The following is a 12,558-nucleotide window of genomic DNA, read 5'->3' as shown; positions in this document are numbered from 1 at the left end:
TTGGAATCGAGTGCCTTATGGTATCAATAGAGCCAGTTTATCAGCACAAAGTGACAATTAGCACCTTAACCTAGCGCTTTCTTGTAACTAATTGCCCAGTTACTACAGGGCAAACTGTCACCTCTACCTTCACCCAATATTCTATCGGTTGGCTTCATAATCATGGCTACGTGCAAGCCTGATAATTGAGCCAATTTTTTGCAACCTACCCAAGTTCGTCAATACTTAAACCAGTTCACACGCTGGAGTGTTAGATGAGACGAAGACGTTATCCGCTGAGTATCCACATCACTAGCCTTTTCCTAATTTTGACAACGTTTGTCGGTGCAGTTTTGATATCAATAAGCTATCGGCATTCTCAAGAGTTGCTACTGGGAACCGTTCGCGAGGTCAGTAATGAGCACCGTGACAAGCTAGAGTCTGTTTTCAAACAAGCGATAGCCCCGGTCATTACGACATTGAATGTGATGGCGGTGAGCCCGTTTGTTAATCAGCAAAGTGCTTCCATCGAAAAGGAGTCTTGGCTAGCGTCGGTTGATATCATCTTCAAACAGAATACTAATTTGGTCGCGCTCTTCTATGGCTCGGAAGATGGCGATTTCAGGATCTTTCGCCCCTTAAGCACCAATAAGCAAAGAGCCGAAAATAACGCCCCAGCCAAAGCGACCATGATGGTTAGCAGCACCAATTTGGATGGCGAGAACTTTATAACTTACCTCGATGGCGCACATCAGGTCATCAGCACAGTTCAAAGCGAGAGTAAATTCAACCCAACAACTCGTACTTGGTATCGCAATGCAAAGCCAGATGGATCAATACACCTATCCGAGCCCTATCTTTTTTATTTCCTGAAAACTAATGGCATAACGCTTTCTAGACGTTCAGCTGATGGCAAGCATGTGGTAGGCGCTGACTTCACGCTAAGTTCACTCTCTTCTCAGATCAGTGAGCTGGCTTATTCTCCACAAACTAGACTCGCTCTATTTGACCAACACTTTAACCTTCTTGGTCAGCATCAACTTAATTTAACCACCTCGAACCTCACACTCGAAGCTAAAAATGCCAACACAGGTAATGGGCAAAGCACAGGTAAACTCTCTGGTAGTGAGCAAGAGCAAAGCTTCTTCAACATTCCTAAACGAGACCAAATGGAAGCGTTAAAAGCATCTGTTTTGGGCCCACTAATCTCAGATGAACAGAAGTTTAATCTCGATCTAAAAAACGTAGAGTACAACCTGAACACATGGGCATTGACCTTAACTCCGGTTGAGCTCACCCAAAATGTGACTCTCTATTTGGCAGAAGCAACACCCCATAATGAGCTACTTTCCGACCTTATTTCGATGCGTGACAAACAGGTCGCCGTCGCGATTGGGATGTTGTTTATCTGCTTTGGTATCGTGTGGCTAGTGGCTAATCGCCTGTCCCAGCCTCTCAATACCTTGATGCAGCTTACAGATAACATCGCACGATTCGATTTCCGCCGTACTCATTATCCAAAGAGCATGATCAAAGAGGTCGCGAACCTCGCCCACTCCATTGAATTGATGGAACACACACTTCATGACCTGATCAACTTGCTGCGAGACACAGCAGGAAATCAGGAGTTTTCAATACTTGCCAAGAACATTGCCCATCAAAGCTATCTGATCACCAAAGCCGAAACCATTGTGCTGTTTACTCAATCAGAAGAGAACGATGTGTTTGATACCGCGGCCAACCTAGCGATCATTCCCTTCAAAGCAGACATCAATGACTTCATCAAACACACACCTTGGTTACTGTGCAAACTCAAGTCAGGAGAGACCATCCACCTAAATCGAGAAGACAATGTACTCAACTATTATCAAGACTCCATCTTCAATTCAGACCTATACCTCTTCCCGTTGTTGAACCGTGAAAAGCTGTTGGTTGGTATTGTGGCGATTGGCTATGAAAGGCCTATCACCAAAGCTCAGGCCGATAAACACGCCTTTTTAAGAGAGTTATTAAGCTTTGCAGAAATAGCCAAAGACAACATTGACCAAATGCAGCAACAGAAAGATATGCTTAATGCTTTTATTGAGCTGATAGCCTCTGCGATAGATACCAAGTCCCCCTACACTGGCGGTCACTGTCAGCGAGTACCCGAGCTAACCAAATGGTTAACCCAAGCGACTATAGATGACGACCGTTACTATCCTCAGTTCTCTCTGGACAGCAAACAGTGGGAAGAGTTGATGTTAGCCGCGTGGTTACATGACTGCGGGAAAGTCACCACACCTGAGTATGTAGTAGACAAAGCAACCAAGCTCGAGACCATTTACGACCGAATCCACGAAGTTCGCATGCGATTTGAGCTACTTAAACAGCAAGCTGAAACCGACTATTGGAAAGCGATGGCGAATGGTGAACTTCAGGAAGAGCAGTTACAGATCCTCGAGCAAACCCTATCAACTCTCGATGAAGAATTTGCCTTCGTTGCCCAGTGCAACCTTGGCGGCGAATCAATGACACAAGAACAGCTAGAACGATTGGACCAAATAGCCAAGCGTCAATGGAAACGAACGTTAGACGACCAACTTGGAATATCTTGGGCTGAAAAAGAGAGAAACAACTCGTGGCAGAAATCGTCGCAATCTGCCGATGCTGAACCAGATAATAATGAGCAGACATTACCAGTGATGGAACCACTGCTTGCAGATAAACCAGAACACAAGATTCCATGGGATAACGGCTTTAACCCAGCAGAATTGTGGCAAGAAGAGTTCGTTCTTAAGCCGGGAGAAGTCAAGTACAACCAAGGCGAACTGCATAATTTGAAGGTCAATCGTGGCACTCTCAACGAAGAGGAACGCTTCATGATTAATGACCACATCATTCAGACCTTCACCATGTTAAACAAACTCCCTTACCCACCTTACCTACAGAATATTCCTGAAATCGCCAGTGCCCATCATGAACGCATCGATGGTAAGGGCTACCCTCGAGGATTGAACGAAGATCAGTTACCTCTTCCGTCGAGAGCCATGGCAATTGCTGACGTATTTGAAGCCCTGACTTCGAGCGATCGTCCGTATAAAAAAGGCAAGCTGCTCAGTGAATCGCTCAATATCATGACCAACATGGCCACCAGCGGCCATATCGACCCTAAACTCTATTTACTGTTTCTAGAAAACAAAATCTACGACAAATACGCCGAGCAATTCCTTGAACCAAACCAACGATGCGAGGTTGATGAAACGAAACATATCGATAAAGTAAAAGAGTACATCCGCTCACTCTTTTAAACGGTTAGCGCTTAACTATTGGCTGTAAACCCAACATCGAGCTTTCTTTGGAGCTGCTCGTCGGCTTGGCTGCTTGCCCAGCTTTACTGTGCTTTTTCGCTAACAATGTGTTTGTGATGCTCGCAGCGACAATCAGATTAATACCGACCAACTGCTGAGTAGAAAATACATCATCAAAAAACACACCTTGCCACAGTGCACTAAATAACATGTTGGTGAAAATTAACGGAGCCAGTTGAGAACCACTTTCTGCAAGCTTGTAAGCCTTTGAACGGAAGATCTGCGTATTAACAGTACATAACGCCAATCCAAATGCACCTATTCCAATCCAGCCGATTTGGTCAATCGTCTTTAAAGTATTAAGAATACTTGAATCTGCTTGCACTCCAGAAGTGCCTTTTATTGAGGTGAATACCAACATTGGGATAACCAATATTGCCGCAACCAAGAATGTCCAAGCATTGAGCTCTGCAGGCGTGAGACTGGTTTTAGAAGCGCGATACAAACTCACTTGTGACGCTGAGTTGAATACTCCAGCCAACAAACCGAGCAGTAATTCAGGCCTCAAGAACTCAGAGCCAAATTTAAACTGCGACCAATCCCCGGCCATCATCACAACACCGACAAAGGTTATCACTAAACAAAATATGGTTGTTGTATGAATTTTGGTTCCAAACATTAACTTTTCTAACAAAGGAATGAATAGCGGTCCAGTACTGAATAGCACCACACCTTCCACCAGCGCTAAAGTTTGTAACGACGTAAGAAAACACCACTGACATGCCACCATGAATATCGCGCGCATGACCAATGGCTTCCACATATTTCCTGTCGGCCTGCTGATTTTAGAAAAGATAAGAAAAAAGAATAAGAGCAGGCTAGGTAAGAAAAAACGCACGAAGCTTAATAATGAAATAGGCATCGCTTCCGATAGATACTTCGCCATTAAACCGCTTAAAGACAAACTGAATGTAGACAACAACATGAAAGTCGTCGCTTTGGTAATATCAGACATAATTATCACCTCCTATGCTGTCTATTTTAGAAGCGTGACGTCATTAAAAATAGCGAGTAATATTAACCATAACTGTAAGGAAAACTTACCAATGAAAAAGCTCGTTCCGCTTAAATCCGTTTATGCTTTCATTGCTGTTGCAGAAACTGGCAGCATGACCGATGCCGCTCGTGTGTTGTATGTCAGCCACTCTGCAGTAAGCCAAGCCATTAAGTCTTTAGAACAACAGGTCAATAGGCCGCTGTTTCAGCGAGTAGGTCGCCGCGTTGTCCTTAATGCCGCTGGTAAACGTTATTACCGCAAGGTCGCTCCTGCGTTGGAACAGGTGATAGAGGCGACTGAAGAGCTAGCAAGGACGCCCAATGACCATCGCATTACCCTCAATATGGTGAATTCGCTTGCAATGCATTGGTGGATCCCCCGCGTCCCCGACTTTCAAGCTTTCGCTCCGTCACTTGATATTCGTATTTCAACACTAACGGGCCCTTTCGATATTGAACAAGAAGGGGTTGATATTGCTCTTGTGCATGGCAAACCGAATGAGTGGGAGCAGTACTACAGCGAAAAACTTGGCGATGATGATCTGGTGCTGGTATGTAGCCCTACGCTACTTGCAAACAATAAAGAGTTAAGTGTCATAGAGCTTGTCGAACAGAACCCTACAATTGGTGTTTTTAACCCTAGGCGCAAACACGACTGGCAAGTATGGTGTGACCATTATCAAATCCCAATGCCCAGTTTCCACAGCAATCTAACGTTTGATGTATCGATTCAAGCAGTACAAGCCGCCATTCGTTCACTTGGCGTATTAGTCACCCATCGCTTGTTTGTAAAAGATGATATCAGCCACGGCATGCTGGTTGAGCTTGGCGAGCCAGTCGCTAACCCACACCAAGATTTCTATTTTGTTTGCCCAAAAAACAAGTTAAAACAAGAAAGTGTGCTAAAACTGAGAACATGGTTAAGACATGAATTTGCCAATTCAGACATGACACTTAACGATCGAACACAAGAAGAACATACCGATAACATCCAATAGAACCGTTACTTACAAGAGGCCATTATGATCATTACCACCACACAATCTGTCGAAGGTAAACGCATTGTCGACTACAAAGGGGTTATTGCCGGAGAGGCTATCTTAGGGGTGAACGTATTCAAGGATATGTTTTCTGGTATTCGTGATTTTGTTGGTGGGCGTTCTGGCACCTACGAAAAGGAACTCGAGAAAGCACGCAACTATGCATTCAAAGAGTTAGAGCAGAAAGCCATTGAAGCCGGAGCAAACGCCGTCGTGGGTGTCGACATCGATTACGAAGTGCTTGGCACAGGTAACGGCATGCTAATGGTTTCTGCCAGTGGCACAGCGGTAGTTGTTGCTTAACTAGTTACAGGTTGATTCTGAGCCCGGCTAACCACCAAACCTCGCCCCCCGGCAATTCTATCTAACAGAAAACTGAGTCATTCGCTCAGTTGTGTGATTCCCTATAAAAAACGCCCCTTAGCTAAACCGTTAGCTAAGGGGCGTTTTTGTATGTATTGCTAAGTTAATTTGAATACCTCTAGCTCGCACGTTCTGCTGGCTTAGAGAGCATGGCATCAAAAGAGACGATTCGAGCTAAAAACTCTTTTCTGTCTTTAGGCATAATCGAGCTCGCCATCGGTAGGTTAGCCTTCATCGCATCAACAGCTCGACCACGAACCAACACCTCAAAATGCAAGTGAGGGCCAGTAATACGGCCAGTCGCCCCCGATAGCGCAATTTTCTGGCCTCGCTTAATTTGTTGCCCTTTCTTAACTAAGAAGCGGCTTAAGTGAAGATAACGCGTCGTATATACACTGTTGTGTTCGATCACCAAGTACTTGCCGGCATACGGGTGGTCACGAAGCGCTACAACACGGCCATCACCCGTTGAGTAAACCGGTGAGCCCACTGGTGTCGCAAAGTCGGTACCATTGTGCGGCGAGATTCGCCCTGTTACTGGGTGTCTTCGTGTCGGATTAAACGATGAGGTAATTCGTCGGAATTTTCTGTCGACAGGGTATCTATCAAAGGCTTGCTCTAGACTATTGCCCTCTCTGTCATAGAAGAGACCATCTGGCGCGAGAAACGCTGCCACTTCGCGGTTTCGTAACTGAATCGAGATACCTTGAACTTCTGTTTTGCCTGTTAGGTGATCATCTGTGTATTGCTCTTTAACCAATACATTGAAGCGGTCACCCGCTCTCAGCTCACGAGCGAAGTTAACTTTATCTTTCAACGTGCGAGTAATATTCGCTATCTGAGCGGTAGTTAACCCTGCTCTGTATGCAGACGTTGAAAAACTCCCTTGGACACTACCTGCATAGAGTTTTTCTTTCCATTCACCTGGGATCTCGTGGAATTTATAAGTGAAACTACCATCATCGTTTCGAGTAAAGGTCGCTTGCTCAACCAGACTCTCGTGATAAATCAGCTCCACAAGCTGTTTAGAGTCAGCATCCAAAACCAGTTCTAAATGATCACCTGGCTTAATTGTATCGAGTTTCAAAGACTCAAGATCCGCTTCCATGATCTTATGTACGGTTTCATAAGGCAGATTCCAAGACGAAAAGATGTTGCTGAGGGTATCCCCTACCTTCACAAAGTAGTGAATTTTGACTATTGAGCTAGTCTGATTTTGTGCCTGCGCCTGTGCTTCACCGTCCGTGTGTAGTTCTTGATAAGGCGTTATTTTTATTGAAATTTCTTTTTCTGGTTCGGAATGAAAGGAAAGGAAAGTAGCGAGTGAAAATGCACTGATTGCAATAATAATCAGGCTAATACGGAGGTACTTCATAAAATACTTAACGGTTAAAACAAGGAACTTAGAAAGTGTTATAACATAACAAATCATGCAAAAGCACTAATGAAATGTAAGAAACCGTTCCGTATAAAGCATAAAAGTATGGTGGGACGCGACCCCACCATACAATCAAATCCTTATTCTTCGCGAAGCGCCTCAAAACGTTCTAAACCTCGAAGCATTTCGAAGTCCGGTTCTTCAGCCAACAACTCTCGCATTGAGCCACTGGCTTCAACAGAGCGTTCTAAATCATCAATCGCTTGCCCTTCCGCTCCCAACCTAGCGTAAGCACACGCTCGTTGATATAAAGCATGAGCGTTCTGGTCATCCACCTCTAACACACGATTACATAAGCTCATCGCCCAATGGTATTCCTGAATCTCCATCGCTGCGTCTGCTTTATATGTCAATGCTTCCAAGTCCCCAGGACGAACCTTCAAAATCTCATCATAAATTTCAATTTTCTGTTCCGCGGTTTGAGCATTCTGCGCCCTCAACCATAGATTGTGGATCTCATTGATGATTTCGATTTCTCGGTTGTTCTCTGAAATGATTCTTGTCTTACGCTTCAAGTCTCTCTCAAGCACATTGAACTTTTTCTCATACTCTTGAGCGATAGTATTGAGTCGTTGATCTGCCATCTCTTTGGTGGTGTGTTTTAGCTCTTTGAGCGACTGCCAACCCACTAAGGCGATTAAAGACGCCACGCCTGCAATAATGTAGAAGAAATAGGTAACGGTGACATTGGCATAATTGAGTGACTTATCCGCCACAGCCAGCTCGCGATCCGTCATCTGAATGGTGAGACGCCTTTCAAGATCTTGCTGATCCATTCGCAACTGCTTCAACTCATCTAAAACGTAGCGTTCCATCAATGGTCTATCCAAATACTCTTTCTCAGAGTACTTAACTTCTTCGCTTGCAAAACTCATTGTGCTGAACACTGAGATAACTGCAATCAATAAGATTCGAAGCATTATACATTCCTTATATATTTGTCTTTAACCTAACTGTATCTCGTAATAGGCATACAAGCTAGGAAGTGGGCAAGTTTGCCTTATCCATATTGGAATTAACACTCTAAAACATCATTGATAATTATAAAACACCTGAAGCAACATCATTAATTTCTAAATTATAAAAATACCAAGTAATACTGTTCTATATAATTAATTCGCGATGCGAATATAGAGTCATTTGATTTATTGCATCGAAGTGAAACTTATATTAATAACGATCAGAGCGAGGTTAATTTGAATAATCCAAGATACGATTTAGTAAGCCGTGTACTGCACTGGGTAATGGCTTCAGTAATCCTTTATGCCACAATCGCAGGTTATGTGATGCACTATGTTACCAGTCATCCAGAGCTGTTTTCATTCTTATCAGTGCTTAACATGTCATTGGCAACCGTTGCGACACCATTGCTCGTGATTCGTTATATCTGGAGTCACTTTCGCTCTTCTCCAACCATGCCAACATCAATACCAGAGGGACAAAAGTGTGTGGCTAAGCTTGCTCACTCTTTAATGTACCTCGCTATGTTTATGGTGTTCAGTACAGGCTATTTAATGCTGGAACAACCTTACTCACTATTCTGGTTAACCACTGTCGAAAACCTAATTACCAACCCAGCAATCAACAGCTTCTTCTTTTATTTACATCGTGCCAGTTGTATTGCCCTAGCTTGTTTGATTGTTTTACATATTAGTGCAGCACTTAAACACCACTTTGTCTCTAAGAACTATGTATTAAAAATGATGATTTAAATAATACTGTGAGACTTTGGACTTAAATCGCGGCTAACAAAAAAGCCATAGCACTTCTGCTATGGCTTTCTTTTTCGGCGTGATTATTTGGATTGGTTATCCAGCATCACTTGCCAGTATTCACATTTAGCAAGAAACTCTTTTAGGTAGAGTTCTGGGTTAGCTAGCTTCTCGCCACCCTTAACATCAGCACCTGTCACTCGCCAAAAACTGCGAGTCACTACGTTTCTGTGATAAATAAAATCGTTAAGTTCGTTTTTTTTCAGCGGTAGTTGTTCACCGAACGCCTGCTCATACAAGCTGAGTGTTGCTTCTTGGTGACTCGCTTTCTCTCTCAAAAAAGTATCTAGGTCTAAACCTAGCTCTTTCTGAGCATCTTTTGACAAGGTTTTCGCTAATTTAGAGATCACATTAAACAGCGCCAACTCTACTTTTTGGGACGCTAGTAATGATGCACCTAAAAGTGCATGTTCATTGGAGATCTGTTGCTCTGTTACTGAAACGGTAGCTGTTGTCACTGTGTTAACCTCAAATTGTCATAACGGATATTATTGAGCGTTTCTGATTACGCACTTTTGCTAAGCTGAGCTCGTTCAGCGTCAACGATCACAAAGCCAGTTGCATCTTCACTTTTCTCTACTTGCACTAGACCTTTGAAGCCAATCTGCGACAGTTTCTCCGCAAGATGCTCAGGTGCGGTTTCAAAAACCACCGACATGAAAGGTAAATGCTCTGCGGAAACAAAGCCATGCTCGTTAAACAGGTCCATTGCGTGAGATAAATGGTCTGAGTCGGTTAATTCAATGATTTCTACAACTTCTTCCAACAACATTTTCGATTCCATATTCGCCAGAAAGTGACTGACACAAGCACGTAAATTTGCTCGCATACATCCCGATGCCTTAAGACACCCCTTAAGTAGTAGGGAGATGATAACATATTAATGATCGTAAAATATGTATATTTTCAGCGACTCATTTACCGAAAATCGTAACTAGCTCCCCTACACGCCTTACGTTACTCAGGCAGTTAACTAGAATTTATACCCTGTAGTCCTCAAGGTTAATCCGGTTTTGATACTTTCTTCTGCAACGTAATCTAGAACCATAAGAGGACTGTACCTTGACTACTTTTACCAAATCCGTGCTTGCAATGGGCGCCTTGAGCTTGGCTCAGAGTGTAGCGGCGGCAGAACAGCCAAACATTCTTGCAATCTGGGCTGATGATTTAGGCTACTACAACACCAGCGCATACAACCGCGGCATGATGGGATATGAAACACCAAACATCGATCGCATTGCCCACGATGGCGCTATTTTCACAGACATGTACGCTCAACAGTCTTGTACTGCCGGCCGTGCTGCTTTCATCACGGGTCAACACCCTTTCCGTACGGGCCTTCTAACCATTGGTATGCCGGGCTCTGACCACGGTATTCCAGATTGGGCTCCCACTATCGGCGACGCGCTTAAGCAAGAAGGCTACGCGACGGCACAATTTGGTAAAAACCACTTAGGCGATCAAGACAAACACCTTCCAACAAACCATGGTTTTGATGAGTTCTTCGGTAACCTATACCACTTAAATGCTGAAGAAGAGCCTGAAACGTACTTCTACCCTAAAGACCCAGAATTTAGAAAACAGTACGGTCCTCGTGGTGTTATAAAAGCGACAGCTGATGGCAAGATTGAAGACACAGGTCCACTGACTCGTGCTCGTATGGAAACCATCGATGAAGACTTTACTGAAGCGACGATTACTTTCATGGAGAAAGCCGTTAAAGCCGATAAGCCGTTCTTCGTTTGGTACAACTCAACTCGTATGCACGTGTGGACTCGCCTCAACGAGCATTACGATGGCATTACAGGCCAAGGTATCTATGCCGATGGTATGCGCCAACTAGATGACAATGTCGGTGCATTACTTGATACGCTCGAACGTTTAGACGTAGCGGACAACACAATCGTAATTCTGTCTACCGATAACGGCGCTGAGAAGTTTACTTGGCCAGACGGCGGTACCTCTCCATTCCACGGTGAGAAAGGCACAACTTACGAAGGTGGTATGCGTGTACCGCAAATCGTGAAGTGGCCAGGTGTTATCAAGCCGGGTTCTGCAATCAATGCTCTTATGTCTCAAGAAGACTGGCTACCGACACTGGCAGCTGCTGCGGGTAACGACAACATCATCGAAGAATTAAAAGAAGGCGTAACACTGAACGACAAAGAGTGGCGTGTTCATTTAGATGGCTCAAACTTTAAGCCTTACTTTGAAGGGAAAGAAGACAAAGGGCCTCGTGAGACCATTCTTTACTTCTCGGCAAATGGTGAGTTGAACGCACTACGTTGGAATGATTGGAAAGCCAGCTTTGCGATGATGGAAGGTGACATGCAATCGGCTGTGCGTCAGGCTCCAGCTTGGGCATCAATCACCAACCTACGTATGGACCCGTTTGAAACTGCGGCGAAAGAGTCAGGTATGTACACCCGCTGGATGATCGACAATATGTGGCTGTTCGTTCCGATGTCTCAAGAAGTGGCGAAGTTTATGGGCTCTCTAGATGACTACCCAATGCAAGCTGGGCAAGGCTTTAGTGCTGCTAACATCAACTACAATACGCTTAAACTTCAAAAACTTGTGCAGAAGATGCAGCAGCAAGGCACGAATTAATCCAACTTCAAACGCCTTGCTAAAACAGAGTCTAATTAAAGCCCCACTGGGGCTTTTTTTGTGAGGCATCGATAATCTTTTTTCTAAACCATGAGTGTGCCATATCCGAATTACGACTCTTATGCCACACCAAGTACCCCACTCCGAAGTTTGATTCAAAGGGTAATGGCGACAATTGGAACTCTTCCAACAAGCCAAACTTGTCCAAAATAGATTCCTGCGTAATACAGATCAAATCTGTCCCCTTAACTATGTCTAGCATTTCAAAAGGACCAGGTGCTTTACGAGCGACCTTTCTTTTCTGTGCGTATCGACAGCTTTTAGTCAATGGTGAGTCTTCAGTATCCCACATGCTATGAAGTACATGTTTCTCTTCCAAATACTGTTTAAGCGTGATCTTGTCTCCCAACCTTGGATGATTTTTATCATACGCCACCACCATGCGCTGGCTTGCAAGTGGTACACATTCTAGAGCTGGATCGTCGATAGGAAGATGAGCGATACACAAATCGTATCGATGCTGACGTAAATCGAGAGCAATATCACCGGTATAGAGAGGATCGATATTAATACCGACATCGGGCGTTTCAGTATAAAGCCTATCTGATACGAGCTTCATCACAGAGTAAATCGCACCACTGATACAAGCGACATTAAAAGAGCGATCAATTTTGCTCGGGTCGAATTTACGCTTATTAGGAAACGTTGATTCGAACGCATCATAGGCCTGTTTTATTTGCGGGTAGATGTCGTAGCAAAATCGACTCGGTCTGTAACCGTCTTTTGTCTTTACAAACAACGGATCGTCATAGGTCTCTTTTAGTCGGCTTAATGCCTTACTAACAGCAGGTTGAGAGACGCCAAAGCGCTTGGCGGTGTTGGAGATAGAAAGCTCTTCCATCATCACAACAAAATAGGGGATCAAGCTAAAATCGGTATTTTTCATGCTCTACTCGAACTAAAGAGTGATGTTATTCCTCACATCTCGATAGTCCTTTACTGAGAATGAA

The 12,558-nt window shown here is 44.1% G+C and carries 11 protein-coding genes; 5 read left to right on the top strand and 6 right to left on the bottom strand.

Annotated elements, in window-relative coordinates; genetic code table 11:
- The first annotated feature begins 254 nt into the window (after nucleotides 1–254).
- Nucleotides 255–3,269: an HD domain-containing protein gene (locus L0991_21950; protein ID XGB64676.1), complete on the top strand. Its 3,015-nt coding sequence runs from the start codon at nucleotides 255–257 to the stop codon at nucleotides 3,267–3,269.
- A 4-nt stretch (nucleotides 3,270–3,273) separates the two neighbouring features.
- On the opposite strand, the gene L0991_21945 is transcribed toward L0991_21950, so the two are convergent.
- Complete coding sequence (locus tag L0991_21945) at nucleotides 3,274–4,284, bottom strand: DMT family transporter (GenBank protein XGB64675.1); 1,011 nt, start codon at nucleotides 4,282–4,284, stop codon at nucleotides 3,274–3,276.
- 91 nt (nucleotides 4,285–4,375) lie between these two features.
- On the opposite strand from L0991_21945, the gene L0991_21940 reads away from it, so the two are divergent.
- Together L0991_21940 and L0991_21935 are read left to right on the top strand one after the other, a co-directional pair.
- The gene (locus L0991_21940; protein XGB64674.1) at nucleotides 4,376–5,323 is read left to right on the top strand and encodes a LysR substrate-binding domain-containing protein; all 948 of its coding nucleotides are present in this window, start codon (nucleotides 4,376–4,378) and stop codon (nucleotides 5,321–5,323) included.
- Between the two features lie 24 nt (nucleotides 5,324–5,347).
- On the top strand, nucleotides 5,348–5,668 hold the full coding sequence (locus L0991_21935) for a heavy metal-binding domain-containing protein (protein ID XGB64673.1): 321 nt from the start codon (nucleotides 5,348–5,350) through the stop codon (nucleotides 5,666–5,668).
- A 178-nt stretch (nucleotides 5,669–5,846) separates the two neighbouring features.
- On the opposite strand, the gene L0991_21930 is transcribed toward L0991_21935, so the two are convergent.
- A complete protein-coding gene (locus tag L0991_21930; protein XGB64672.1) occupies nucleotides 5,847–7,103 on the bottom strand; it encodes a peptidoglycan DD-metalloendopeptidase family protein in 1,257 nt (418 codons plus the stop codon).
- Between the two features lie 143 nt (nucleotides 7,104–7,246).
- On the bottom strand, nucleotides 7,247–8,086 hold the full coding sequence (locus L0991_21925) for a hypothetical protein (protein ID XGB64671.1): 840 nt from the start codon (nucleotides 8,084–8,086) through the stop codon (nucleotides 7,247–7,249).
- 324 nt (nucleotides 8,087–8,410) lie between these two features.
- Between L0991_21925 and L0991_21920 the strand changes: the two genes are divergently transcribed.
- A complete protein-coding gene (locus L0991_21920) occupies nucleotides 8,411–8,878 on the top strand; it encodes a cytochrome b/b6 domain-containing protein (GenBank protein XGB65439.1) in 468 nt (155 codons plus the stop codon).
- Between the two features lie 83 nt (nucleotides 8,879–8,961).
- On the opposite strand, the gene L0991_21915 is transcribed toward L0991_21920, so the two are convergent.
- Together L0991_21915 and L0991_21910 are read right to left on the bottom strand one after the other, a co-directional pair.
- The gene (locus tag L0991_21915) at nucleotides 8,962–9,396 is read right to left on the bottom strand and encodes a hypothetical protein (protein ID XGB64670.1); all 435 of its coding nucleotides are present in this window, start codon (nucleotides 9,394–9,396) and stop codon (nucleotides 8,962–8,964) included.
- Nucleotides 9,397–9,443: 47 nt separating this feature from the next.
- Nucleotides 9,444–9,710 (bottom strand): hypothetical protein, encoded by a 267-nt coding sequence (locus L0991_21910; GenBank protein ID XGB65438.1) that lies wholly within the window; start codon nucleotides 9,708–9,710, stop codon nucleotides 9,444–9,446.
- 320 nt (nucleotides 9,711–10,030) lie between these two features.
- On the opposite strand from L0991_21910, the gene L0991_21905 reads away from it, so the two are divergent.
- A complete protein-coding gene (locus L0991_21905) occupies nucleotides 10,031–11,548 on the top strand; it encodes an arylsulfatase (protein XGB65437.1) in 1,518 nt (505 codons plus the stop codon).
- 31 nt (nucleotides 11,549–11,579) lie between these two features.
- Here L0991_21905 and L0991_21900 read toward each other — a convergent pair whose 3' ends face one another.
- Nucleotides 11,580–12,494 (bottom strand): LysR family transcriptional regulator, encoded by a 915-nt coding sequence (locus tag L0991_21900; protein ID XGB64669.1) that lies wholly within the window; start codon nucleotides 12,492–12,494, stop codon nucleotides 11,580–11,582.
- Nucleotides 12,495–12,558: the final 64 nt, after the last annotated feature.

This window comes from Vibrio chagasii, from assembly GCA_041879415.1.
Lineage (GTDB): Bacteria > Pseudomonadota > Gammaproteobacteria > Enterobacterales > Vibrionaceae > Vibrio.
The sequence above is the reverse complement of the archived record's forward strand: the minus strand, read 5'-3'. Positions and strand labels throughout refer to the sequence as shown.

Bases quoted from the DNA above. Each gene is read 5' to 3' on its own strand.
- L0991_21945 (XGB64675.1), bottom strand. From the start codon at position 4,284: ATGTCTGATATTACCAAAGCGACGACTTTCATGTTGTTGTCTACATTC.
- L0991_21910 (XGB65438.1), bottom strand. From the start codon at position 9,710: ATGTTGTTGGAAGAAGTTGTAGAAATCATTGAATTAACCGACTCAGAC.
- L0991_21925 (XGB64671.1), bottom strand. From the start codon at position 8,086: ATGCTTCGAATCTTATTGATTGCAGTTATCTCAGTGTTCAGCACAATG.
- L0991_21935 (XGB64673.1), top strand. From the start codon at position 5,348: ATGATCATTACCACCACACAATCTGTCGAAGGTAAACGCATTGTCGAC.
- L0991_21940 (XGB64674.1), top strand. From the start codon at position 4,376: ATGAAAAAGCTCGTTCCGCTTAAATCCGTTTATGCTTTCATTGCTGTT.
- L0991_21950 (XGB64676.1), top strand. From the start codon at position 255: ATGAGACGAAGACGTTATCCGCTGAGTATCCACATCACTAGCCTTTTC.
- L0991_21900 (XGB64669.1), bottom strand. From the start codon at position 12,494: ATGAAAAATACCGATTTTAGCTTGATCCCCTATTTTGTTGTGATGATG.
- L0991_21920 (XGB65439.1), top strand. From the start codon at position 8,411: ATGGCTTCAGTAATCCTTTATGCCACAATCGCAGGTTATGTGATGCAC.
- L0991_21930 (XGB64672.1), bottom strand. From the start codon at position 7,103: ATGAAGTACCTCCGTATTAGCCTGATTATTATTGCAATCAGTGCATTT.
- L0991_21905 (XGB65437.1), top strand. From the start codon at position 10,031: ATGGGCGCCTTGAGCTTGGCTCAGAGTGTAGCGGCGGCAGAACAGCCA.